Raw genomic sequence first — 25,796 nt, 5'->3', positions numbered from 1 at the left:
AAAGTATAAAAATGTCTATTTGTTGTTTTTTTACACGTTTAATGTCAACACATGCTTAATTTTTTTATTGCATGTTGCTATTTATTCACAGTTTTATGATTGCAAATTGCTAATAAGCTATCGCATCATTACCCACATTGTTTCGGTTTAACTCAAATCTATGAAGTGTGAACGTGGTATTGGTTTTCTAGCACTAATTTTTTCAATTTTAGTGATTGGGGTTTTTATTGCCTTTAGTATCTATCTGATCCGCTTGGATAATATTATTCGTAATAAATTTGAGGGTCAGCGTTGGGATATTCCTGCCAAGGTATTTGCTCGTCCATTAGAAATCTATGCAAATGCACCAATTACCCAAGATAATTTTATTCAAGAATTAAAACTATTGGGTTATAAAAATACAGCAAACTATGACAAATCAGGAAGCTACATCGTTCAAGGTAACCAAATGTATGTACATACACGTGGTTTTGACTATGGTGATAGCAATGAGCCTGAACAAGTACTTGAGCTCGCTTTTGTTGAGGGTCAAGTGGGTGAAATACGTTCAACCAAACCATCTAGCACAGGGATTGCACGTTTAGAACCCTTATTAATTGGTGGCATCTATCCACAGCATAATGAAGACCGTGTACTCATTAAACTGAATAAAGTGCCGAAAACACTGATTGAAGCACTTATTTCTACCGAAGATCGTAATTTCTATCACCATCATGGAATTTCAATTCGTGGTACCGCGCGTGCTTTGGTCAGTAACGCAACGGGTGGTCGACGCCAAGGTGGTTCAACATTAACGCAACAGTTGGTTAAAAACTTCTATCTTTCACCAGAAAAAACACTGAAACGTAAAGTCAATGAAGCACTGATGGCTTTATTGATTGAATTGCATTACAGCAAAGATGAAATTTTAGAAGCCTACTTAAATGAAGTGAACTTAGGTCAAAATGGCAGTTACTCAATTAATGGCTATGGTCTCGCTTCACAATTCTATTTTGGCTTGCCATTAAGTGAACTAAACATCTCACAACAAGCATTTCTAGTTGGTTTAGTGCAAGGCCCATCCTTATATAACCCTTGGCGAAACCCTGAAGCCGCAAAAAAACGTCGCGATGTTGTATTGAATAATATGATGGTGATGGGCTATTTAAGCGAAGCTGAATATCAAGATGAAATTTCGCGTCCTTTAAATATTATTAGTAAACCAACTTTAGGGCCTGCAAAATTCCCTGATTTTCTTGATATCGTCCGTCGTCAATTACGCACAGAATATCAAGAAAGTGATATTACCAATCAAGGTTTAAAAATCTTTACAACACTTGATCCGATTGCACAAACTCAAGTGCAAAATGCTTTTAAAGATTCTGTTGAACGTTTAGCAAAAGCGAATCCAGCACGTTTGAAAAACTTACAAGGTGCTGTGCTTGTTGCCCATCCTGAAAATGGTGAATTGGTTGCTGCTGTGGGTTCAACCCAAGACTTTACAGGCTTTAACCGTACTTTGGATGCTAAACGTCAAGTCGGTTCATTATTGAAACCCGTCATTTATTTAAATGCAATTGAATCAGGTCGTTATACATGGGCAAGTCCGATTGAAGATAGTGCTGTGAATATTCCTATTGATGGTGATAAGAACTGGACACCTAAGAACTATAGCGGTGGTGAACATGGCGTTGTTCCAATGCAACAAGCCTTGGCAAACTCATACAACCTGTCAACTGTACGCTTGGCGAATGAATTTGGACTATCTGCATTTTCTAATAAATTAAAGCAATTTGGTGTCAGTTCCAGTATTCCTGCTTACCCATCTATTTATCTGGGTGCAGTGAATATGTCCCCAATGGAAGTGCTGAGCATATATGGCAACTTTGCAACTGGCGGCTTTAAATATCCTCCTCGCTCTATTCGCACCGTGGTTGATGCGCAAGGACATTTACTCGAACGCTACAGTTTAAATGTTCAACAAACCATTGACCCTGCTGCTGCCTATATTTTGAATTATGGTCTACAGCAAGTTATGCGTTCTGGTACAGGTCGATCGGCTTATAGCAGCTTGCCTGAAAATTTGAATTTAGCTGGTAAATCAGGCACAACTAATGATACACGTGACTCATGGTTTGCAGGTTACTCAGGTAATCATGTGGCGGTTGTTTGGTTAGGTCTCGATGATAATAAAGTGACTGGGTTAACAGGTTCTTCAGGTGCATTGCCTGTATGGACCAATGTCATGAAACAACTACGCCAACAACCTGTTAACCTGCGTCAAACAGACAATGTGGAATGGCAATGGATTGACAGTGCAACTGGTGACCTATCTGCTCAAGGTTGTGATGGCGCGATGTACATCCCTCTGCTTCGACAAACTGTGCCTCGTCGTGCGACCCTATGTGGTCAATCTCATTATGAAGTTGAACCAACCACTCTTCCATCAGCAGAAGGGACTCAAGGTGATGTACATAATGACAGTAACACCAATTATATTAGAGAAAGTGAAAACCAAATGGACACCGATTTATCCAATCATAACTCAACACGTGTGATTTCTAGCGGTAGTTATAGTGGTGAGAATTAAGTTACAAGGATGATTGGACATGATTAAGAAAACAACGATTGTAGTTGGAGTATTGCTGCTCGCAGGTTGTACTTCGGCTCCTCCGCCAAAAAATAAAAAAGTGGTCATCAAATTAGGTGAACCACCAACCATGACGAACACGCAGAAAAAGAAAACTGCTCCGCTAGCGTCGAATGTAAAAATTACGCCGTATGAGCAAAAGGAAATAAAGCGCCAAAATGTACCTGTGGTTGTGCCTGAACAAAAAGTTCAGCAAAAGTTCAATGATGGCAGCCAACTTCCTGCTTTTCGAACGTTGATGCAAAAAACCCAAGTGGCTTATAAACAGCAGCAACTTGCTGAAGCAGAACGTTATGCGCTTCAAGCTCAACGTATTGCTCCCCAAGCGACCGAAACTTATTTGTATTTAGCATTGATTGCAGACCAACGCAAACAATATGCAAATGCGGAAGCTTTGGCACGTCGAGGTTTAAGCTATGCGCAAAGTAACTCAATGAAAAAACAACTTTGGTTTATTGTGCTCCGAGCAAGCGAAGCACGTAATCACCCAGTAAAAGCCCAAGAAGCTAAAAAAGCCATTCAAGCACTGTAAAAGAATCAATTAATTGAACTAAATTGACGGATTCCCGCAAGCCCATAAGCATGATGTTTTTGGGCTTGCTCTAAATTTTCAGGTGCAACACCACCTAAAGCAAAGACTGGGATATCACTATCCTTTGCTAACTCAGCAAAATCATCCCACCCTAAAACTTTTGCATTCGGATGCGTTTCAGTCGAATTAACAGGGCTTAAAAATACCGCATCACAGCCAATATGATGTGCATGTTGTAGTGAAACCGCATCATGGCACGCTGCAATAAAACGTTTCCCGATGACTAATTCACCTTTGTTCAACCCCATTAATTGGGACTGTTTAAGATGAATCGTATCAATTTTGGCTTGTAATTCTGTATTAAGCTCTCGCCAAAGATCAATATTGAGTATCAATTTTTGTCGCTGAACATCATTTAAAGTCCTCAACTGCTGTTCAATTTTCTCGATTTCACCTGTTTGCACACGCCAATACAATTGGGCATTACTTTGGGGTAAAGCAGCAATTCGATCATTAATCTTGATCAAATGAGACCAGATTAAACGTTGCAGAATCACAGTATTCGCCTTAGGAAAATTTAAGCGAGCGAGTTGATCACGATCATACCAAGCCCAAGGCTGATGAATTTGATTAAGTAATTCATCAGGTACATAGGCATGAAATAAATGCAAATTGACAATAATGTCATCATATTCATGCTGAATCATATCAAACATATGCCAATCTTTTAGACCAATACCAACTTCTTCATAAATCTCTCTACGGCAGGCTTGTTCAGGTGTTTCACCCTGCTCAACTTTCCCCCCTGGAAATTCATGTTTATTGCCTTGATGTTGATTTGCTTGTCGCCACCCCACCAATACTTTGGACTTATGTAATAAAATTGCGATTGCAACATCAACTATAGCTTTTGCCATAACAGTCTAAAATCTCACATCTTTTCATAACAATTCTAAGTAGTTTGCCAAGTAATTCACATGACAAAAAACAAAATTAATAAATGATTTTGTAAATTCTTAAAATTTACGTTGACAGGCCTATTCGATAATGATTATCATTTAAAATATTAAAAAGCACACCACGGAGCATAACAAATGAACGCACCATTCAACTTATTTACTCGCAGTACAGACGCAGCTCAATCGTTACCAATGCTGCATTCCAATAACCTTTTTGCTTTAGGTCGAGAAATCCGCATTATGCATGCCGGCGAAGAATATCGTCTACGCTTAACTCGTAATAATCGCCTGATTTTAACGAAGTAATATAATAACAACCGCATAATAATAAACGTGGGAATAGCAGTCTGTCAGCGCATACTGCTTTTTTTATTTTCTCAAATTAAGTCAATGCCAGTCGAATCCTCACACTTAGACCGCCGTACTGAGATTGCTCAAACGTGATCTCCCCATGATGCAATTCGATGATTTTTGTACAAATTGACAACCCTAAACCTGAGCCTTGCGTTTTTGTGCCTAAAGCACGATAAAAACGTTCTCCAAGCCGTTCAAACACGGCTTCATTTAACCCATGCCCTTCATTTTCAAAGATAAGCTCCAAGTCCTGTTGCTGTATTAAAGTAATATAGACATGCCCATGTTCTGGCGTATAACGAATTGCATTGTCGATAATATTACGGATGCAGGTAAAAATTAACTGTTGGTTGGCAAGAGTCGTGTGATTCTCATCTGTCATAGACTGTAAATGGAATTGAATCGATTTTTGATTTGCAAATAAATGCAAAGCCTGTACAGCTTCATCAATCACGATATGCAAATTAACCTGTGTTTTAGGTAAGCTTCCAGCATGCTCTGGGTCTAAACGTGCCAATAAAAGTAGGTTTTCTAGTATCTGAATCCCTCGACTCACATCTTGCTGCATTTGCGTAAAATCTGCTGCACGCTCAGGATATTTACGCTGTAAAAGCTGTAAACGCATTTGAATAGCAGACAAAGGAGAACGTAGCTCATGTGAAGCATCAGCCGTAAAGCGTTGCTCCGCCTGTAAAGATTGATCTAAACGATGCAATAAATGATTGAGCTGCCTTAGCATCGGTTGTAACTCTTTCAGTTCAACCTCACTCGATTGAATGGGACTTAGATCGTCTGCACTTTTTGCTGATATTTTTGCTGCTAGTTGATGAATTACTTTAAATTGACGCTTAATCAAGAAATGTACAATGATCCACTGTAATAGCCAGACCATCAATAGGATAAATAAATAGCTCAGAAAACTATGCATTAACTCATCAAATCGCTCATCCAATGGTTGCAATAGCATGACTTGCAATTGTGAATCTGCCTCATCGATTGTATAACTTCGCCATAATTTATGATCCTGCCAAATTAAGCCATAATGATCAGCAGTTTTAAAGATGAGCTTGTAATACGATTGATCAAGCTGAAAATCTTCTGACTGCGTTAATATCTGTTGTTGATTGCTCAAACGGTATTGAATATCAAACTGATCACTTAATTCATCTATCTGATGCCCAGATGTTTTGGTTAAGTCGGCGATCAGCAACATATCAGAAATCTCATCCATGATTTGATCTTGTACTTGCATGGTTTGATATATTGAAATCAGCACGAATAAAAGTAATGCAATACAACCTGCAACGATTGAACTCATCAACGAGGTCTTTACCAGTTTGCTCTGTAATGACACGACTTTCATGATGTTATTCCTGATGCATTCGATAACCTAAACCACGAATCGTTTTGATGTATTGTCCACCAATTTTTTTGCGAATTTGATAGATAAAAACTTCAATCGCATTGCTTTCAATTTCATCACCCCACGCATACAGTGACTCTTCAAGTTGCTCGCGTGTCAAAATATGATCGGGCTTTTGCATCAGTTTATGCAGAATTTGAAACTCTTTGGCAGTGAGGTTGATCAACTGCCCTGCTTTGGTCAAGGTTTTCGCTTGTGGATCGAGTTGTAAATCTGAAAAACTCAAATACTGTCCAACTTGTGCTTGATGCTGACGTAACTGTGAACGAACTCGCGCCGATAATTCTTCTAAGTTGAATGGCTTCACTAAATAATCGTTTGCACCTAAGTCCAAGCCTCCAACCCGATCATGAATATGGTCTTTAGCCGTAATAAAAATGACGGGGGTTTTGGTATTCTGACGACGTATTATTTTAAGAATTTCGTCACCAGAGGCATGAGGTAAACCACGATCTAACAAGATACAATCATATTGGTGCTGTTCTATTGCTAAAATCGCATGATCACCACGCTCGACCCAATCAACACTATAACCATCCATTTCTAGCCAGTCTTTAAGACTTTCTGCCTGAGAAACATCATCTTCCGCCAATAAAATCCGCATAAAATAATCCTCTCATTTGAGCATTCAAATTTACCTTAAAATACCCTACACGTAAAAAACCACATGTTGTTCATGTGGTTTTGTAAAAAATTACGACTTAGAACTGTACTTGATCAACATCAACTTCGATACGTTTGGTTGGTTTATAGTCAATATCAATTTCACCGATAATCGTCACGGGTGTTTTCGCTGATATAGGTTTACCTTGCCATAAATCATCATCAATATCGACCGTGATCATGCCTGTTTGATCGCTAAATTGATATTTTTCATCACCGACTGCTTTTACTACAAAGCCTTTGAGTTTAACAGGTGTATCATCTTTTAAAATCGACGCTTGTTTTACTGTCGTCATTGACGGCGCTACGGCTTGTTCATTTACTGCGCTAGTGTTTGCAATTGCAAATGTTGTTGTACCAACTAAACCAGCGATCAACATAACTTTAGAAAAAATATTCATATTCAATTCCTCATCTTTGTTGCTTGATTTCAATAGAGCCATTAAAACAAATGAAGATGAGGTGAATCTGAAGATAACAATGATCTAATTAATTTAATGGTACAACCCTTAAGACCTCTTCTAAAGTTGTTGCGCCGTCTATGACTTTACGCGCACCTGCAATTCTTAAAGGTTCAATCCCTTCTTTTTTTGCTTGTATCTTCAAATCATTTAACGTGCCATTTGCACTAATTAAAGTTTTTAACTCCAAGCTAACTGGCATAAACTCATAAATACCAACCCGACCTTTATAGCCTGTATGTCTACAGGCTTCACAACCAACCGCTTTATACATCGTCGATGGCATTTCCATAATGTAATCAAAGGTAAGATGATTCCAATCTTGCTCATTTATTTGGGTTTTTTCTTTACAATGAGGACAAAGCCTACGTACAAGCCTTTGTGCTAGAACACCTAAAATTGTCGCTGCGGTTAAAAATGGCTGTATACCCAAATCATGCAAACGAGTCAAACTTGAGGGAGCATCGTTAGTATGTAATGTAGATAACACTAAATGACCTGTTAATGCTGCTTGAATCGCCATATTGGCTGTATCATGATCACGGATCTCCCCCACCATAATAATATCTGGGTCTTGGCGCATCAAGGCACGTACACCATCAGCAAATCCAAGTTCAATATTTGGATTCACCTGCATTTGATTAAAGCTAGGTTCAAGCATTTCAATCGGATCTTCAATGGTACAAACATTGACCTGCTCTGTTGCCAATTGCTTTAAAGAAGAATAGAGCGTTGTAGTTTTACCCGAACCTGTCGGTCCTGTAACTAAAATAATGCCATGACTGTGTTGGGTTAATTGCTGCCAACTCTGCAACAAATGTCCTTCAAAACCAAGCTGCTGAAAACTACGAACCAAAACTTCAGGATCAAAGATACGCATCACCAACTTTTCACCAAAGGCAGTTGGTAATGTAGAAAGCCGTAACTCCGTTTCTTGTGCTTTTGGTGTGCGCGTTTTTAAACGTCCATCTTGTGGTTTACGTTTTTCAGCAACGTTCATTCGCCCTAAAATTTTGATACGAGAAATTACTGCCGTAAGTGTGTTGGCAGGCATGTTATAAATGGTATGTAACACACCATCGATACGGAAACGCACTTTACCCTTGTCTTTACGAGGCTCTAAATGAATGTCACTCGCCCCTTGTTCAAAGGCAAATTGCAACACCCAATCGACTAACTTTACGATATGCTGATCATTGGCATCAGGCGTTTGCGTATCGCCTAATTGCAATAGAGCTTCAACGCCTTTATTTTCACGATCATACACATTCGAATTTTGTGAAGAACTGACTGCACGACTGACTTGATAATACTCAACCAAATAACGTTGAAGTTGTTCAGGATTTAATAAAACTCGATCAATCTTTTTCGGCGCTAAACTACGTTCTAAGTTATTTTGCCATTCTTTTGTAAAAGGTTGATCCGTACCGATCAAAATACGATCAGCATGTACTTCTACTGCAAGAATATGATTTCTAACTGCAAACTCTTGTGACATAACACTCGTTAATGCCGCTACATCTGCTTTTAGAGGGTCAATCACAAATAAAGGAATTTCTGCTTTTTCAGCCAGCCACTGACATAAACGATTAAGTGTAAACGTAGAGCCAAGATTCAACTGATCTTTTAAATTAAAATTCGCGATCCATTGTAAAGGATGCCATTTTAATTGGTCTTTTTGTCGATGCGTTGTTTGAATGAGTAACTTATCTCGTTCTGTAATACGACTATCTTGTAGCAGTTGTTCTAAGCACCATGTCACATCAACCGTAAAAGAAAAGTTTGCAAATTTTTTCTGAGCTTGCATGACCGTAAGTTCCCCAAAGTTATGACTCATTTATATTTTTAAATTATTGATTTTGCTCTACAGCAATAATGGTGACATTCCTTTCATTTACTGTAAAACGAATATTCAATTCTGCAAAACACATTCCATAGACTCGTTCAGCATTATCTTGGTACGCTGGTCGAGGATCTAAAGATAACACTTGTTCAAGTTCATCCAATATCATTTTATTCAAAATTCCGAGCTTTAAGAACTGTTGCTGCTGCAATCGTGCAGTTTCCATCCAAACAACCATTTTACGGATAGGTTCATCTTGCGCATAACCACTCACTGAATCTGCAATCGCATCGGAATATTGGATATAAGGCTTAATATCTAAGATCGGCGTACCATTTAATAAATCACTACCCATCACATATAAACGTATCCCTTTTCCATGCTTTTCAATCCGAATGAAACGAACCACAGATAAACCGATCGGAGATGGGCGATACATACTTCTAGTTGCAAAAACCCCGACTTTTTGATTCCCCCCCAAACGTGGTGGTCTTACTTGTGCCCGAAATTTAGACATTTGATTGGATGAGTTATCTTTATTTTTGTTCTCATGAAACTGCCACAATAGCCACAAATGACTAAACTCATCTATTCCTTCAAATGCCAGAATATCGTTATAGGGTTCCACCATCTCTATATACGACTCGACTTGCACTAAATTTGGCTGCCGTGGAATTCCAAATTTTTCACGATAAGGTGAATGCATGTAACCGATTATCGGCATCACAACTGAGTTACTCATCACTTTTTCTTATAAACACAATTAAATATATTCAGTTTATCGAGAATGATTTTAGATTAGAATAGCAACTTGTTTCTTTTAACTGTGATCGAGACCTTTAATGGCTGCTTTTAACGTTGAACGCATTACTGATGTTCACCACTGGAATGATACTCTGTTCAGTTTTAAAACGACACGCGATACAAGCTTACGTTTTAAAAATGGTCAATTTGTGATGATCGGACTTGAAGTGAATGGTAAGCCTTTAATGCGTGCTTATTCGATTGCGAGTGCGAATTATGAGGAAGAACTCGAATTCTTCTCGATTAAAGTACAAGATGGTCCATTAACTTCTATTCTACAAAAAGTACAAGTGGGCGACGAAATCCTTATTTCTAAAAAACCGACAGGTACTTTAGTACACGATGATTTATTACCAGGTAAAAACTTATATCTTTTATCTTCGGGTACAGGATTAGCACCATTCCTTTCTTTACTTCGTGACCCAGAAACTTACGAAAAGTTTGAAAAGGTCATCATGGTTCATGGGACTCGTTACATTTCAGAACTTGCTTACCAAGATCTAATTTTGAATGAGCTTCCAAATCATGAATTTTTTGAAGAACTTGGGATCAAAGACAAATTAGTTTACTACCCAACAGTTACTCGTGAACCTTTTCATACTCAAGGCCGTGTAACAACAGCAATCGAATCAGGCGAACTGTTTGAAAAAATAGGTTTACCTCGTTTCAACCGTGAAACTGACCGTGCAATGCTCTGTGGTAGCCCTGCTTTCCTAAAAGATGTTGCGGCTCTACTTGATCAGCATGGTTTAGTAGAATCACCACGCATGGGTGTGATGGGTGATTATGTAATCGAACGAGCGTTTGTTGAAAAATAAAATATAGAATTTGTAGATAAAAAAACCGAGTTTATATACTCGGTTTTTTATCTTAATTATTTGGCTTTGATTAAAGATTGTTGTAAATATTAAATTAGATAAAAAAATTATTTAGAAATATTAAAATTATATTTTTCTGCCAATTATGCAGCATCCAAATTAATCAGTTTTTCTATATAATACCAACATTCTTCAATTTTTGTATGATCTTTGTTTAATTTTGCATATGCAGTCATACCATCCAAAATATTAATATACATTGCAGTTAATACATGTGGTTGAAACACTTTAGCTTTTTCAAATAAACCTTCAAGTAAATGCATTAGCCATTCTCTATACTCAATAATCGGTCGAATAATAGAGGGATATTGTTGTAGAACTTCAAGTGAAGCTTTTTGAAACATACACCCATGGAAGTCATCAGAGTTAAACCAAGCTAAATGCCAAAAATACACAGCTTTAATTCGACCTAAATAATCATCCTCCTTTTGTAGACTAATTTCTTGCTCTATGGCCTGCTGAATGCTTTTGTTTCTACGAGATAGACACTCTTCTATAAGATTTTCCTTAGAGGGAAAGTACTTATAAAAGGTCATTTTAGCAACACCTGATTCACTAATAATTCGATCTACCCCAACAGAACTATAGTTGTAGCGATTAAAAAGGTTAAGAGCCGTTGTAATAATATCTTCTTTTTTTGACATTTTATTATCCTTTTAGAATTCTATCAAAAAACTTAATGTATTATTTAGACATAGTTAAATGCTGGATAAGTCTGGCAACTATGTTCACTCATATTATTTTAAGAACTTTTTAGAAAGTATTAAATTTTCTTTATTTCCTCCCCTCTAAATTAAGCAAAAATTTAATTACAAACAAGATCATTTGTAAAGAAAATTTACTATATTTTAAGAAAATTAAAATATATAGTGAAGTATATCACCTTTTTATCAAAATTAGGTTAATTAACAAACTTTATTTTAATTTTTAAGATTGTTTAATAAATTGATTTCACAAAAAATTCATTTTATATTTAAATTATCCAATAAAAAGATATTTGGTTGAACTAATAGTTATACTCATAAGCAACCAAAGCAAATCGAAACTATATAATTGGAAAAGCAATAATATTAATTCATTGAGTACAAGACTATGCCAAAAAAATTCGAAGATTTTAACAACCCTAGACAGAAAGCTATAGACGGAATGAAAAATAGTATTTCTGAAGAGCTATGGAATAAAAACCTGAATTTTCTGAAAGAGCTAAGAGCAGAGATTTCAAATCATCCTGTTTCAAAACATCCAGCAATCCAGTTATTAAATGATGGTTTGATTGACAAAGAAACTTTAAAACATATCCATTTAGAGTACCGTCATGCGATTGTTCAAATTTTCACTGATGCTTTGTTGATGGCCCAATTCCAAACTAGACAGTTAGAACCTCGTTTATTATCTGGTTCAAAAATGTATGCACGTTTTTTACTAAATCTTAATATTCTAGATGAATTTGGCTTCCGCCCAGCTTTAGACAAAGATGGATACTATTCTGGCAATCCTGAATATGCACACTATCCTCTTTTTGAAGATGTGCTAAATGATTTTGAACTAAGCCAATCAGAACGCAATGATTACCAACCATCAATCATAGCCCAACAAGTCTGTAATTATTTAGAAAATTCTTTTGATCGCTATCAAGTCGTTACTGCTTTACTTGCTGTCGCTGAAGAAGAGGTGATCTTATTTAGTCCAGCACTTCGCCAAGCAACTAATGCTGTTGGTTTTGATGTTGATAGTGGATACTACTATGTCCACGGTGTTTCACATGATGAAACAGCAGAAGCCGCAGATGACGATCATGAAGACGATTTATGGTTTGTACTCGCTCAAGCATGTGTTGAAGCAGACTACAGTGCAATTCGCCAAATCTGTTTAGAATATTGTGATCTATGGCAACAATTTTGGGATGAACAAATTGCCTACCAATACGAAACATATAAAAAATTAGCTTAATTTTTCCACACAAACCATCTCAAGGCTTGAGATGGTTTGTGTGCATTCGTAAATTAATTTTATCCAATAATGACAAAACATCTTTTTAAAATAAAAATCTAGAATTTACGATATAATTCAACTTTATTTTCCCAAATATCCCATATCATGTTTTCACAGTTTGATGTCAATTTATTGGTACTTTTGATCTTGTTAGCTTGTGGAATTTTTAGTCACAATACAGCAATAATCGTTGCAGCTGCTAGCTTGATCTTAGTAAAACTTACTCCATTAAATCAATTTTTCCCTTATATTCAAGATCATGGTTTGAATATTGGCATTATCATATTAACGATTGGCGTATTGGCACCAATTGCAAGCGGTAAAATTAGTGGTCATAGTATTCTCAAGTCTTTTATCAGTATTAAATCATTGCTTGCGATTGCCGTTGGCTTAGCTGTGGCATGGTTAGGTGGTCGCGGTGTAAAACTAATGAGTAATCAACCTGATATTGTGGCAGGATTATTAATTGGGACGGTCGCTGGTGTTGCACTCTTACGTGGTGTTCCTGTTGGCCCGCTGATTGCTGCTGGTATTTTATCGCTTTTGATTGGGAAATCTTAACAGGTTCAAGTCAATGCTTATGTTGGATTGGCATCTTGGTTAATCATTCTGTGTATACAAATAAAAGTATATAAGCCGTTCAGGGAGAATGTATATCTCCCCCTTTAGACCCTAGATAACAAAGTTAATCAATCTTCATAATACATCGCACGCTTCTTTGAAAATTTCTCAAGTTGCTTCAGAAAACCTTCAAAATAGTTTTTGTCTTTATCTTCAACTCTATAACCTGCATAGAGTGTACGTCTCAGACCTTCTGGAGCTACGCATTCTAAACGACGGCTCACAACCCAACCTTTTTGCTCATATTCATTAACCACCCAATCAGGTAAAGCAGCAATGCCTCGTCCACTGGCAACCAATTGAATCAACATCTGAGTCAAATCAGTTGTCCGAATGTGCTTAGGATGAATATTCGCTGGAATAAACAAATGCGCCATAATGTCTAAACGGTGCTTATCAACAGGATAAGTAATCAGTGTTTCATCAGCTAAATCTTGTATTGAAATGTGTTCAGCACGAGCCAAAGGATGTGTATTAGACAAAACCAAACGTGATTCATATTCAAAGATTGGGAAGTATTCAATACCCTTCAAAGCAATTGGGTCAGCTGTGATCAATAAATCAAATTCAGCATTTTGCAATAATTCATGTGGATTGGATTCAAATCCCGCAGCAAAGTCTAAATCTACATCTGGATATTGCTGGCGGTATTGATTTAATAACGGCATGAGCCAATCAAAGCAACTATGGCATTCCGATGAGAAAATAATTCGTCCTGTTTGTCCATGTACGATACGGGTAATATCGGTTTGTGCGATTTGCACTTGTGGTAACACATCGTCCGCTAATTTGAGCAGGCGTTCTCCAACATTAGAAAAACTGACAGGACGGCTGCGGCGATTGACAACTTCGATCCCATACCAATGATCGAGTTCTTTTAATTGGTGTGAGATTGCTGATGGTGTAAGGCATAAATCAGTTGCAGCAGCCACCAATGAACCATGTTCTCTTAAAGCAATTAATGTTTTTAAATGACGAAGTTCTAACACAGCACAAACCAAAATTGAATTTAATTCATCTTAACATTAAATTAATTATTTTGTCTCAGCATCAATATACTGAAACCAATTTGTATCAGAATTGCCTAATACTGTATATTTTACAAACAAAAATAATCAGCAACTGTGAGCCACAATATGAGTCAGAATAAAGAAATAGAAACTCAACTTAGGATTATTCATGCTTGTGAAAAAGGTGCAACAGGGGTTTATTATGGACATCGCATCATTGCTAAGCTATTTTTCCGAGATATGATTACAACCTTGGATGAAATGCATAGGCATGAAACCGAACATTTTTATTTATTTGGAAATTTTCTTAATCAATATAAAAATTCAGTTGTATTACCTTCTCTGCTTTGGTGTATTGGTGGTATTTTCTACGGGTTACTTATTGGATTATTTGGCAGAAATGCCATTTGGGTGAGTACTGCTAGTATTGAAAATATTGTTAATAAGGAACTAGAAGTAGCTTCCTTTTTCTTTAAAGAGAGAAATATTAAGATTTATCAAGCTGTTTTAGAAATCCGAGAAGATGAAATAAGTCATCAGCATATTGCTTTAGAACATGCAGACTTTAACTATCCCATAGCAAAAATGATTGCTAAATTTGCCCAACAATGTGCCTATCTGGCAAAATTTCTCGCCATACACCTTAAAATATCTTTGCCATCAAAAAAGAATTCGCCTCTTACAGATTAAAACCCTCAAAATTTAGAAGGCTAATCTTGTCTCGATCAGCCTTCGTATTGCTTAATTTACAGAGACACTAATAATGCTATAAAACTGATTACTTGGCTTTTGCTTCGTATCCACTATTTCACTCACTTCAATCAAATATTCACCTGCTTTGGCAAATAGCAGATCAGCACTTCCATCAATTGTCGTTTTTAAGCTGATGCCTTGCTTATCAGTCGCTCCTTTCGCACGAATCACGACATCGGCATTTGCTAATGCTTTATTGGCTTTAGATACTTTAATTTTTACGGCTTGATTCGCTTTTAGTTCACTCGGATGTGTCAAAAATTCAACCTGAATTGGTGCTGTACTTACCTGAACAGGTGTGTTCTTGTCTTTAGATACATAAGTCAATAATGTCCATTCACGAGTAATTTCAACAGGCGTAATTTTTTTCGATTTTAAGTCAGAAGGAATAACAAAATCACGTTCAGCTTTGGCAGGTGCTTTGTCTGCCGGCATATCAAAGAACATTTTCCATTCTTTTTGATCCTGTACATATTTCAAAGGGTAACTCGCGCTGGTTTGAACACTATAAGTACCAACTTCAGGTAACTTCAAATCAAAAACTGTAGCCGAACCTAATTTAGAATCTGCTTCAATTGTGGTCTTGGTATTATTTGGACTCGTGATTTCAAATTTTGCATTTTTTAATGCATATTCACTTTGTAAAGCTTCTTCAGCATAACCAGAAATGATTGTTACTTGTGTTTGTTCCGTTGTATAGGCAATCGGAGCAACATATGGTTCATGCGCAAAGCTATAACATGAAACTAAAAGAAATGATGCAATTAATAATTTGTTCACTCGTTCTTCCCACCTTTAATAATCCAACATGATTCTCATCACATTAAATTGTTTAATAAAATTCTATGTTGAGCATTATACATAAATGCAAATAATTATCATTAGTTTTAACTTTATATCTATCAATTGAATGAATTCAGCAAATCAACATAAAAATTACGTTCTCTTTCACCTTTCTCAAATTCACTTGAATATAATGCTTGGGTGTTATTATTTTTGAAATATTATGCCTGTTCTCAGTTCTCCTACTACCAAAAATTACTCCTTATTCTTAGTTATTTTCTCTCTTGCCATAGGAAGTTTTTGCATTGGTACAACCGAATTTGTGGCAATGGGTCTGATCCAAGAAATTGCCACTGATTTAAATGTAAGTGTTCCACATGCAGGTTACTTCATTAGCGCTTATGCACTCGGTGTCATGGTTGGTGCCCCCATTATTGCAATCTTGGGTGCAAAAGTTCCACGTAAGACCTTATTGCTCAGCCTAATGCTATTTTACGGCTTAGCCAATGCCGCAACAGCCTTTGCAACAACATCAGAAGCAATGCTAGTGTCACGTTTTATCGCTGGTTTTCCTCACGGTGCTTACTTCGGCGTCGCTGCTTTAGTTGCCGCTGAACTTGCAGGTAAACAACGTAGAGCGACCGCGATTGCCCAAGTTATGATGGGCTTAACGATTGCCAATGTGATTGGTGTGCCTATTGCTACATGGCTAGGTCAAAAATTCGGTTGGAAAGCAGGTTTTGAGTTTTCTGCAGTCATCGCATTCATTACCCTAATTGGCGTTGGCTTATTTGTTCCCAATATTCCACTGCAAAAAACAGCCAGTATCAAAGCTGAATTGGAAGGTTTAAAAAATATCAATATGTGGCTTACACTTGCTGTCGGTGCGATTGGCTTTGGTGGCATGTTCTCTGTCTATAGCTATGTTTCACCCATCTTGACCGAATATACACATGCCAATATTGAAATTGTTCCGATTGCTCTAGCCATTTGGGGCGTTGGCATGGTGGTCGGTGGATTAGTAACAGGCTGGTTAGCTGATAAGAGCCTATTTAAAACCATGATCGGAATTTTGATCAGTTCGGCACTCGCCTTTGTTTTTGCCAGTTTTATGATGAGTAATCTCTACACAGCTATCTTGGCTCTATTCCTGATTGGCTTTACTGTGATTGGTTTAGGTGGTGCATTACAAACACATCTTATGGATATTGCTGGCGATGCTCAAACCTTAGCAGCATCTTTGAATCATTCGGCATTTAACCTAGCCAACGCTCTAGGTGCATTCTTAGGTGGATGGGTACTTAGTCACAATATGGGTTGGTTAGCGCCTATTTGGGTTGGTTTTGTATTAAGTTTAGGTGGATTAGCGATCTTATTAATTGCATTAGCTTATGCCAAATATTCACACAAAAATGAATCTATCTCTTAGCGATAGATTCATTTATCTCATGTAGTGACTACATTAATTTTGCAATTTGTCGATCATGCCATTTGGATAATAGCAACAAGGCTACGATCGCCCCAATCAAAGCAAAGAACATGTCTGACTGGGTATCCCATTCATAACCTTGCGTTCCTAGAAACTCCTCAGCACCTTGACCTAAGGACAATGCAGCCGCCCATTCAATCAATTCATAGCTTGCACTAATCGCCAATACAATACAGATGACAATAAAACTTAGCATTTTTCCTTTGACTAAAATATGATTTCGAATAAGGACTTCACGAGCAACCATTACAGGCACAAAGCCCTGCATAAAATGTCCAATCTTGTCATAAGGATTTCGATCTAAGCCAAACCATGTTGCTATTTCAAACCCCAACGGGACTCGAGCATAGGTATATATCCCACCCACCATCAAAACAATCGCATGAAAGAAAATCAAAATGTATAAAAGATTCGTCAATGGAAACTTTTTATAGGTCGAACATAATATGGGTAATGCAATAAGAACAGGTAAAACCTCCATTAACCATGTAGCGCGGTCATAGGGTTGAATACCTGAGTAACTTAAAAATAACACTAAAATACTGGTCGCAAACAATAATATCTGTTTTTGGTTCATCTCAACCTAGCCCCTCTATATACAATAATGGAATTTTTTATTCAAATCATAAAGATAAAAAACTTGAGATGAATCTTCGGTTTCATCTTGAAAACCAAAGATTCTAAGTAAGTGCTAAAACAGCTTCAATCTATCATTGCAAATAAGAACAATTCATCACAGCAAGGCCATCCCATCGTTCTAATTTATTCCGAAAGTTTTTCACCACAATGCGGACAGAAACGATAAGATTTCTTCTCTTGTTCCTGCTCTTCTAAGAATTTTTCTCTCATCAGTTGCATAATGATTTCATGGGTTTGTTCTTTCGGTAATCCAACCTTTTTACGGATGCGTTCTATTTCATCTTGATTGTGTAATAAATCTAAACCTTTCGCTTGCAGAACTTCTCGAAACTCCTGCTCAAGCCGTTGATTACGTTGATTCAATTCATTTGCTAAACCTGATGCTAAAATACCCGCGGGTAAAGCTGCAATACCGACACCTAAAACAGTAATAAATGCACCAAGTATTCGACCTAAATTGGTCACAGGTGTCACATCACCATAACCCACTGTCGTCAATGTGACTACCGCCCACCACATGGCTTGTGGAATCGAACTAAACGCTTCTGGCTGAGCTTTATTTTCAACGACATAGATTGCTGATGCAGTCATGACAATCATAATCACCAAAATAAAAATAACGGCTTGGAACGAACCTTTTTCTCGTTGGATTACCCTTAACAATATCTGTAATGAAACAAAATATCGGGTCAGTTTGAGTAAGCGGAATAAACGCAGAACTCGTAAAAAACGTAAATCGATATGAACAAAGAAATTAAGATATGCAGGTAAAATCGCCATTAAATCTATAATCGCACCACCACTTTTCATCCAACGAATACGCTGCTTCCATACAGCCTCGTCTGGATTTTTTTCGACGATACTCCATAATCTTAATAAATATTCTCCACTAAAAATCAGGATTGAGATATTTTCAAATAAGTCGAAATAAGGTTGGTACAACTTATAGATTTCATTGATTGACTCAAGGAGAACAGCAGCAACATTACCAATAATGAGAATAATTAATAAATAGTTAATACAAGTACTTATTGTACTTTTGTAATCATCATTATGAAGGTTGTTATAAATAAAAAGTCGCAACCGTTGCCATGAAAATTGAGCCATACCGTACATATCATGATGTAAACCAAGCTAAAAATGTAACACGTTGCTTAGTGATTTGATAAGTGATTTTCAGCGAAGACAATAATTTTACTCATCAGTTAAAATAACGCTCTATAAACAAAATTACCTTTGAATTTTTTCCTTTTGCTTTTAATAATCAATCTTTAATGAAAATTTTTTAAATGCTCATTTATACACAACTATAAATTTTATTAAACCCATGACAACAAGGGGAATTCACGTGGGATTCAAGCCTATTCCAACCCTTATTTCTTTATTCATTTCGCTCCTCATATGGTTCATTATTCCAGTTCCTTCAGGTGTCGACCCTAATGCATGGCATTTATTGGCCATGTTTGTCGGTGTGATTGCTGCCATTATCGGTAAAGCGATGCCGATTGGTTCAATTGCCATCATTGCGATTACTTTGGTCGCCGTAACAGGTGTCACCAATGATAGTCCAAGTGGCGCGATTCAAGATGCCCTCAGTAGTTTTGCTAACCCCCTAATTTGGTTGATTGGTATTTCGATCATGATTTCTAAAGGTTTGCAAAAAACGGGATTGGGTGCACGCTTAGGCTATTTATTTATCGCCGTTTGGGGCAAGAAAACCATTGGTATTGGATATAGCATGGTGCTTTCCGAGCTGATTCTTGCGCCAGTGACACCTAGTAATACGGCTCGTGGCGGTGGGATTATTCATCCGATTGTACGCGCGATTTCCACCAGTTATGACTCTGATCCTGCTAAAGGCACTGAGGGTCGTATGGGGAAATATTTATCATTGGTGAATTACCACGCCAATCCAATCACCTCTGCGATGTTTATTACAGCGACCGCCCCTAACCCGTTGGTGGTTGATCTAGTGGCAAAAGCAACCAATAGTGAAATTTCTTTGAGTTGGAGTACTTGGGCACTGGCAATGTTATTACCGGGTTTAATTGCCCTGATTATCATGCCGTTGATTATGTACTGGATGTATCCACCTGAAATCAAAGAAACACCAAATGCTGCTCAGTTTGCCAAAACCAAATTGAAAGAAATGGGTTCGGTAAGTAAGAACGAAATCATCATGCTCGGTGTGTTTGGCATTTTGCTGCTGTTATGGGCAGGTATCCCTGCAATCATCTTCGGTTCAGCTTGGGCAGTTGATCCCACCACAACTGCCTTTATTGGTTTGGCTTTGCTGTTGCTCACGGGTGTACTGACTTGGGAAGATATCCTGACGCAAAAAAGTGCATGGGATACCATCACTTGGTTTGCAGCCTTGGTGATGATGGCGACTTATTTAAATAAGCTCGGTTTAATCACGTGGTTCTCTGGTGTGCTCGAAACTGGGATTGGTCATTTAGGTCTGAGCTGGATGCCTGCATGTTTGTTATTGATGCTCGCCTACTTGTACGCACATTACATGTTTGCAAGCACCACAGCACATATCACTGCTATGTTCGCGGCCTTTTATACGGCTGGACTGGCGTTAGGTGCGCCACCGATGTTATTTGCATTAATAATGGCAGCGGCTTCTAGCATCATGATGACCTTAACCCATTATGCGACTGGCACGTCTCCTGTTGTGTTCGGTTCAGGTTACACCACACTGGGTGAATGGTGGAAAGCTGGCTTTGTCATGAGTGTGGTTAATATCATCATCTTTGTGGTGATTGGCGGAGTTTGGTGGAAAGTGTTGGGTTATTGGTGATTTGAAAAGAGTCTTTTATAAGTATGATTAGCTATTAAAAACTAGCCAATCATACTTAATTTCAATATTTATACAGCACAAATATCAGACAACTCATCATATAGACTAATTAAATGATTCATAGACATATCAACTAATGGCTCGAACATAAAAGAATTAATATGAATATGTTCGGGAGTCATTAAATTTACTCTATTCAAAATTTTAAGAGTATTAACATCAATTTGTTTATCTTTACATTTCTGATATAAATTCTGTGTTTGGTTCTCAAAAATCTGATTTAACTCTACTTTTTCATCATCGGTTAATTTTGAAATCATATAAATTTCAGCTTTTAATCGACAGGCAATTGCTATAAGTAGCTTATCCTCTAAATCTGATGAATGCTCATTTAATCCAACCTTTAGTGAATCAGCTTCATTAAAAATTAGATTAATGATTTTTTGATTAGCAAATTCTAACGTAATATCAGTTTTCTCAGGAATTGCACGAATTAGAACATTATGAACATCTTGCACTGTCAAATTCAAAGTATTACTTTTAATATGCAAACAACTTGTAAGGAAAACATATTCATTATCTTTATTAAGATATTCAAATAAATTTCGAACAAATGGAATAACCCCAATAAAATTCTTTCTGATATGATAATTTTTTACAAATATACTTTTAAAGACATCTTCAAAATATTTTCCCTGTTTAACCTGCACAATACCTTGACTACATTTAGTTGCGATATGACTAGACTTTTTTAAAAATAGCCTTTTAGCTACCGTTCTGTAAAAATCAAAATTATGTGTCAAAATTATGGCATTTACATTAGGTCTCTCCAGCAAATCTTTAATATATTCTATAATTGCATATTTATTTTTATAATCAAATGAGTCTGCCACATCATCAAAAATCATTAGCAAATCTTCATTTGAACTCAACCTAGACTCAATCTCAAACAAAAATCTAAGAATATAATATGCTCGGCTTTCGCCTCTACTCAATACATCTAAAAGAACATTTTCATTATTTTCAGGGATTTCTCTATCTTTATATACAAACTTCAACTTAGGAATATCACTTTTAAGTATTATATCAGACTGATTTTCTAGTTTTATAGTAAAAGGGACATAAAATCTTGAATTGAATAACTCTATGGTTTCTTTCCATTTTTCAACTTCATCATTAGCACTATTAATTATTTGTTGTAACTCATTTTTCCGATCCTTATAAATGCTTATAATTTGATCCACATCTGATTTAATTACAGATATATGACTCAACCATATCTTTTCTCTAAAGCTTTCAAAGTCTATTAGTTCAACAAGTAAACTTGGTTTCGACTCTAACAATTTCTTGAAACTTTTCAGCTCTGCATTTTTCGCTAAAGCTTTATCCACTTTATCAAAGCTAATTAATAACTGTTTGTCATTTAGAATTTGATCTTTTTCAGCCTGTATCAGGCTCTCAAGTTCATCTTTTGAATTAATAAAATCTTCTGCATTTATGCTAATTTTATGACCAGCCTCAAAAAATGAATTATCGCTTAATGAATCTAGTAAATTAGTAGCCTGAGTTGTTCCAAAAGAATTATTTGACTTACTAAAAAACTTAGATTGGCTTAATAAATCTGTATAGCGTTTTAGATATTCATCCAATAAGTTCTCATTAGATTCTAAAAATTTTTTGACTTTATTACCTTTGTCAAAAATATCATTGTATTTAAAATTATAATCTTCATATTTCTCTAACAATTGGCTTTCTATTCTTAATAAATATTCAAAAAAAGTCTCCCCATTACTGAATATAGTTTCTAACTCACGCTCACAATCTGTACTTCTTGATTGCCGTTTCAGTGCTACTATAAATTTAGCTTTTTCGCCTAATAATTCTGCAAATATTTCATCTTATCGACCTTTTAATTCTGCCTTCGCTATGAATTTTGTTATAGATTTTTCTGATACTTTTGTTTCAGCATTAATAACTAAAATCATATCTTTATTAAGATTTTGACTATTAAATTTGATGTCACATATTGGTACTTTTTCAGAAAAAATTCTATCTTTTATCTCACTATTTTGATCTTTAGATAGATATTCAAATACATTAGCAAATGAGGATTTCATTGTACCATTTGGCGCATATATTAACTGAGCTCTTTCTTTAGGTGTAAATTTAAATTCTTTCTCTAACTTACCTATACCAAAACAATTTTCTAATTTTACATTTAAAATTCTATTCATTTTTATACTCAAAAAAATAGGGGCTGATTACTCAGCCCCTATTTTTAGCTAAACCAACAAATTAAGTCAATTGAGCTGCTTGGATTTTCTTAGTATCAACTTGATCAGCTTCTTTAGTATATTCGCCCATCTTGTCGAAGTTTAAGTATTTGTAGATGTCAGCAGAAGCGCTGTCGATTTGCGACGCGTACTGTTGATATTCTTCTGGGCTTGGTAATTTACCAAGAACCGCAGCTACAGATGCAAGCTCAGCAGAAGCCAAGTAAACATTTGCACCTTGACCTAAACGGTTCGGGAAGTTACGAGTAGAAGTCGATACACATGTAGTGTTCGGAGCTACACGTGCTTGGTTACCCATACACAATGAACAGCCCGGCATCTCTGTACGCGCACCAGCACGACCATAGATGTTATACAAGCCTTCTTCCATCAATTGGTGCTCGTCCATACGCGTTGGTGGAGCCAACCATAAACGAGTAGACAATGAACCACTAGGTACTTTATCAAGTAACTGACCCGCAGCACGGAAGTGACCAATGTTCGTCATACAAGAACCGATGAATACTTCATCAATTTTGTCGCCTTGAACATCAGAAAGAAGTTTCGCGTCATCTGGATCGTTCGGGCAGCAAAGAATTGGTTCTTTGATGTCAGCAAGATCGATTTCGTAAACTTTTAAGTATTCTGCATCAGCATCCGCTTTCAACAAGCTTGGGTTATCTAACCACTTCTGCATGTTTTCAGCACGGCGCGCCATAGTACGAGCATCGCCATAACCTTCTGCGATCATCCACTTCAACATAACGATGTTAGAACGTAAGTATTCAGCAACTTTCTCTTCAGAAAGTGTTACTGAACAACCAGCCGCAGAACGCTCAGCAGAAGCATCAGAAAGTTCGAACGCTTGCTCAACAGTCAAGTCATTTTCCATTTCTGATAAATCGATCTCAAGGATACGACCAGAGAAGATGTTTTTCTTTCCTTTCTTCTCTACAGTTAAGTCACCCGCTTGAATTGCATAGTAAGGAATTGCATGTACTAGGTCACGTAGAGTGATACCAGGTTGCATTTTACCTTTGAACTTAACAAGTACAGATTCAGGCATATCAAGTGGCATAACACCAGTTGCAGCTGCGAACGCAACAAGACCTGAACCCGCTGGGAATGAAATACCGATTGGGAAACGAGTATGCGAGTCACCACCAGTACCAACTGTATCTGGAAGCAACATACGGTTTAACCAAGAATGGATAATACCGTCACCTGGACGTAAAGATACACCACCACGGTTCATGATGAAGTCAGGTAATGTATGGTGAGTTGTTACGTCAACTGGTTTTGGATACGCAGCAGTGTGACAGAAAGACTGCATCACTAAGTCAGCTGAGAAGCCCAAGCACGCTAAGTCTTTTAACTCATCACGAGTCATAGGACCAGTTGTATCTTGAGAACCAACAGTTGTCATCTTAGGTTCACAGTAAGTACCTGGACGGATACCTTGACCTTCAGCTAAACCACATGCACGACCAACCATCTTCTGAGCTTGTGTAAAGCCTTTACCAGTGTCAGCAGGTTGTACAGGCGTACGGAATAAAGTAGAAGGTGCAAGACCTAATTCTTCACGCGCTTTCGCAGTTAAACCACGACCGATGATCAAGTTGATACGACCACCCGCACGTACTTCATCTAAAAGTACAGGCGTTTTAAGTTCAGCTTCAGAGATTTGTACGCCATCTTTGAATGCAGTTACTTTTGCAGCAGCATGATCAATTTTCAATACAACTTCGTCGCCCATGTTCATGTTAGCAACGTCGATTTCTACAGGTAATGCACCTGCATCTTCCATTGTATTGAAGAAAATTGGAGCGATCTTAGAACCTAAGCACACACCACCATCTTTTTTGTTTGGAATGTGTGGAAGTTCGTCACCGAAGAACCAAAGTACAGAGTTAGTTGCAGATTTACGAGAAGAACCCGTACCAACAACGTCACCTACGTAAGCAACTTGGTTGCCTTTCGCGATCAATTCTTTGATTTGGTTTAATGGACCAACTTCACCTGGTTTTTCAGGGTTGATACCATCACGTTCGTTTTTCAACATTGCATTTGCATGTAATGGGATATCTGGACGGCTCCAAGCGTCTTGAGCTGGAGACAAGTCATCCGTATTGGTCTCACCTGTTACTTTGAACACAGTGATTTTGATTTCTTCTGGAACGTCAGCACGGCTTGTGAACCATTCTGCTTCAGCCCAAGATTGTAATACAGCTTTAGCTGAAGCATTACCTGCTTTTGCTTTGTCTGCTACGTCATGGAATGCATCAAATACAAGAAGTGTTTTCTTTAATGCTTCTGCTGCTAATTCAGCAAGCTCAGCATTATCAAGAAGATCAACTAAAGGAGCAACGTTATAACCACCAAGCATCGTACCTAGTAAGTAAACTGCACGTTCTTTAGTTACAAGTGGAGAAGTTGCTTCGCCTTTTGCTAGAGCAGCCAAGAAAGCAGCTTTAACATAAGCAGCTTGGTCAACACCTGCTGGAACACGGTTTTCAAGCAAATCTACTAAATATGCTTCTTCACCTGCTGGTGGGTTTTTTAATAAAGTTACAAGTTCAGCAGTTTGAGCATCATCAAGCGGCTTCGGTGGGACTCCGAGTGCGGCACGTTCTGCAACGTGTTGGCGGTAAGCTTCTAGCACAGTGTTATTCCTCTTTTTTAAAAAATTACTCGTAAGTTCCAGCTTGCTACAAGCTTTACAAGTAATATGGACATTAAAATTTTACTAGACTTCGAGTTAAATGTTAATGGAACTACCGTATTTCTACGTGATGCCCATTATTTTATAGCGAAATGTTCGTCTCTTTTGAATACCGCTTTGGTCTTAGATCAAAGCCCAATAAAACAATAGATTAGATCTATA

General features: G+C 37.2%; 23 protein-coding genes. 9 read left to right on the top strand and 14 right to left on the bottom strand.

Features of this window, described 5'->3' with window-relative positions; genetic code table 11:
- The first annotated feature begins 160 nt into the window (after positions 1-160).
- Both mrcB and C502_RS0115970 read left to right on the top strand, forming a co-directional pair.
- Positions 161-2,569, top strand: coding sequence for a penicillin-binding protein 1B (gene mrcB, locus C502_RS0115975; protein WP_018679792.1), 2,409 nt, complete (start codon positions 161-163; stop codon positions 2,567-2,569).
- Between the two features lie 19 nt (positions 2,570-2,588).
- Positions 2,589-3,161: a tetratricopeptide repeat protein gene (locus C502_RS0115970; RefSeq protein WP_018679791.1), complete on the top strand. Its 573-nt coding sequence runs from the start codon at positions 2,589-2,591 to the stop codon at positions 3,159-3,161.
- A 5-nt stretch (positions 3,162-3,166) separates the two neighbouring features.
- On the opposite strand, the gene C502_RS0115965 is transcribed toward C502_RS0115970, so the two are convergent.
- On the bottom strand, positions 3,167-4,078 hold the full coding sequence (locus tag C502_RS0115965) for a thiamine phosphate synthase (protein WP_018679790.1): 912 nt from the start codon (positions 4,076-4,078) through the stop codon (positions 3,167-3,169).
- Between the two features lie 177 nt (positions 4,079-4,255).
- Between C502_RS0115965 and hemP the strand changes: the two genes are divergently transcribed.
- Positions 4,256-4,426, top strand: coding sequence for a hemin uptake protein HemP (gene hemP, locus C502_RS0115960; RefSeq protein WP_004661888.1), 171 nt, complete (start codon positions 4,256-4,258; stop codon positions 4,424-4,426).
- Between the two features lie 76 nt (positions 4,427-4,502).
- On the opposite strand, the gene C502_RS0115955 is transcribed toward hemP, so the two are convergent.
- The 5 genes from C502_RS0115955 to tsaA all read right to left on the bottom strand — a co-directional run bounded on the left by C502_RS0115955 (position 4,503) and on the right by tsaA (position 9,606).
- Positions 4,503-5,837: a sensor histidine kinase gene (locus C502_RS0115955; protein WP_018679789.1), complete on the bottom strand. Its 1,335-nt coding sequence runs from the start codon at positions 5,835-5,837 to the stop codon at positions 4,503-4,505.
- 4 nt (positions 5,838-5,841) lie between these two features.
- The gene (locus tag C502_RS0115950; RefSeq protein WP_018679788.1) at positions 5,842-6,501 is read right to left on the bottom strand and encodes a response regulator transcription factor; all 660 of its coding nucleotides are present in this window, start codon (positions 6,499-6,501) and stop codon (positions 5,842-5,844) included.
- 97 nt (positions 6,502-6,598) lie between these two features.
- Complete coding sequence (locus C502_RS0115945; RefSeq protein ID WP_018679787.1) at positions 6,599-6,961, bottom strand: NirD/YgiW/YdeI family stress tolerance protein; 363 nt, start codon at positions 6,959-6,961, stop codon at positions 6,599-6,601.
- An 88-nt stretch (positions 6,962-7,049) separates the two neighbouring features.
- The gene (locus C502_RS0115940; protein ID WP_018679786.1) at positions 7,050-8,828 is read right to left on the bottom strand and encodes a GspE/PulE family protein; all 1,779 of its coding nucleotides are present in this window, start codon (positions 8,826-8,828) and stop codon (positions 7,050-7,052) included.
- Positions 8,829-8,871: 43 nt separating this feature from the next.
- Positions 8,872-9,606 (bottom strand): tRNA (N6-threonylcarbamoyladenosine(37)-N6)-methyltransferase TrmO, encoded by a 735-nt coding sequence (tsaA, locus tag C502_RS0115935; protein WP_023274672.1) that lies wholly within the window; start codon positions 9,604-9,606, stop codon positions 8,872-8,874.
- Between the two features lie 100 nt (positions 9,607-9,706).
- On the opposite strand from tsaA, the gene C502_RS0115930 reads away from it, so the two are divergent.
- Positions 9,707-10,486, top strand: coding sequence for a ferredoxin--NADP reductase (locus C502_RS0115930; RefSeq protein ID WP_018679784.1), 780 nt, complete (start codon positions 9,707-9,709; stop codon positions 10,484-10,486).
- Positions 10,487-10,629: 143 nt separating this feature from the next.
- Here C502_RS0115930 and C502_RS0115925 read toward each other — a convergent pair whose 3' ends face one another.
- The gene (locus C502_RS0115925) at positions 10,630-11,190 is read right to left on the bottom strand and encodes a TetR/AcrR family transcriptional regulator (RefSeq protein WP_018679783.1); all 561 of its coding nucleotides are present in this window, start codon (positions 11,188-11,190) and stop codon (positions 10,630-10,632) included.
- 448 nt (positions 11,191-11,638) lie between these two features.
- Between C502_RS0115925 and C502_RS0115920 the strand changes: the two genes are divergently transcribed.
- Both C502_RS0115920 and C502_RS0115915 read left to right on the top strand, forming a co-directional pair.
- Positions 11,639-12,496 carry a hypothetical protein gene (locus C502_RS0115920; protein WP_018679782.1) on the top strand — a complete coding sequence of 286 codons (858 nt, stop codon included), beginning with the start codon at positions 11,639-11,641 and terminating at the stop codon, positions 12,494-12,496.
- A gap of 147 nt (positions 12,497-12,643) precedes the next feature.
- Positions 12,644-13,099: a DUF441 domain-containing protein gene (locus tag C502_RS0115915; RefSeq protein WP_018679781.1), complete on the top strand. Its 456-nt coding sequence runs from the start codon at positions 12,644-12,646 to the stop codon at positions 13,097-13,099.
- Positions 13,100-13,227: 128 nt separating this feature from the next.
- Here C502_RS0115915 and C502_RS0115910 read toward each other — a convergent pair whose 3' ends face one another.
- Positions 13,228-14,148 carry a LysR family transcriptional regulator gene (locus C502_RS0115910; protein WP_018679780.1) on the bottom strand — a complete coding sequence of 307 codons (921 nt, stop codon included), beginning with the start codon at positions 14,146-14,148 and terminating at the stop codon, positions 13,228-13,230.
- Positions 14,149-14,295: 147 nt separating this feature from the next.
- On the opposite strand from C502_RS0115910, the gene C502_RS0115905 reads away from it, so the two are divergent.
- Positions 14,296-14,859 carry a demethoxyubiquinone hydroxylase family protein gene (locus C502_RS0115905; protein ID WP_018679779.1) on the top strand — a complete coding sequence of 188 codons (564 nt, stop codon included), beginning with the start codon at positions 14,296-14,298 and terminating at the stop codon, positions 14,857-14,859.
- Positions 14,860-14,910: 51 nt separating this feature from the next.
- Here the strand turns inward: C502_RS0115905 and C502_RS0115900 are convergent, their stop codons facing one another.
- The gene (locus tag C502_RS0115900; protein ID WP_018679778.1) at positions 14,911-15,702 is read right to left on the bottom strand and encodes a DUF4198 domain-containing protein; all 792 of its coding nucleotides are present in this window, start codon (positions 15,700-15,702) and stop codon (positions 14,911-14,913) included.
- A 226-nt stretch (positions 15,703-15,928) separates the two neighbouring features.
- On the opposite strand from C502_RS0115900, the gene C502_RS0115895 reads away from it, so the two are divergent.
- Complete coding sequence (locus tag C502_RS0115895) at positions 15,929-17,134, top strand: MFS transporter (RefSeq protein WP_023274671.1); 1,206 nt, start codon at positions 15,929-15,931, stop codon at positions 17,132-17,134.
- Between the two features lie 28 nt (positions 17,135-17,162).
- Here C502_RS0115895 and C502_RS0115890 read toward each other — a convergent pair whose 3' ends face one another.
- Together C502_RS0115890 and C502_RS0115885 are read right to left on the bottom strand one after the other, a co-directional pair.
- Complete coding sequence (locus C502_RS0115890) at positions 17,163-17,771, bottom strand: DUF2238 domain-containing protein (RefSeq protein ID WP_018679776.1); 609 nt, start codon at positions 17,769-17,771, stop codon at positions 17,163-17,165.
- Between the two features lie 185 nt (positions 17,772-17,956).
- The gene (locus C502_RS0115885; RefSeq protein WP_018679775.1) at positions 17,957-18,940 is read right to left on the bottom strand and encodes an ion transporter; all 984 of its coding nucleotides are present in this window, start codon (positions 18,938-18,940) and stop codon (positions 17,957-17,959) included.
- 241 nt (positions 18,941-19,181) lie between these two features.
- Here C502_RS0115885 and C502_RS0115880 point away from each other — a divergent pair, with 241 nt between their 5' ends.
- On the top strand, positions 19,182-20,639 hold the full coding sequence (locus tag C502_RS0115880; RefSeq protein WP_018679774.1) for a DASS family sodium-coupled anion symporter: 1,458 nt from the start codon (positions 19,182-19,184) through the stop codon (positions 20,637-20,639).
- A 68-nt stretch (positions 20,640-20,707) separates the two neighbouring features.
- Here C502_RS0115880 and C502_RS18430 read toward each other — a convergent pair whose 3' ends face one another.
- The 3 genes from C502_RS18430 to C502_RS0115870 all read right to left on the bottom strand — a co-directional run bounded on the left by C502_RS18430 (position 20,708) and on the right by C502_RS0115870 (position 25,574).
- The gene (locus C502_RS18430) at positions 20,708-22,384 is read right to left on the bottom strand and encodes an ATP-binding protein (RefSeq protein WP_018679773.1); all 1,677 of its coding nucleotides are present in this window, start codon (positions 22,382-22,384) and stop codon (positions 20,708-20,710) included.
- 153 nt (positions 22,385-22,537) lie between these two features.
- Positions 22,538-22,873, bottom strand: coding sequence for a hypothetical protein (locus C502_RS19590; RefSeq protein ID WP_018679772.1), 336 nt, complete (start codon positions 22,871-22,873; stop codon positions 22,538-22,540).
- A gap of 61 nt (positions 22,874-22,934) precedes the next feature.
- A complete protein-coding gene (locus tag C502_RS0115870; protein ID WP_018679771.1) occupies positions 22,935-25,574 on the bottom strand; it encodes a bifunctional aconitate hydratase 2/2-methylisocitrate dehydratase in 2,640 nt (879 codons plus the stop codon).
- Between the last annotated feature and the right edge of the window lie 222 nt (positions 25,575-25,796).

It is taken from the genome of Acinetobacter tjernbergiae DSM 14971 = CIP 107465 (assembly GCF_000374425.1).
Lineage (GTDB): Bacteria > Pseudomonadota > Gammaproteobacteria > Pseudomonadales > Moraxellaceae > Acinetobacter > Acinetobacter tjernbergiae.
The sequence above is the reverse complement of the archived record's forward strand: the minus strand, read 5'-3'. Positions and strand labels throughout refer to the sequence as shown.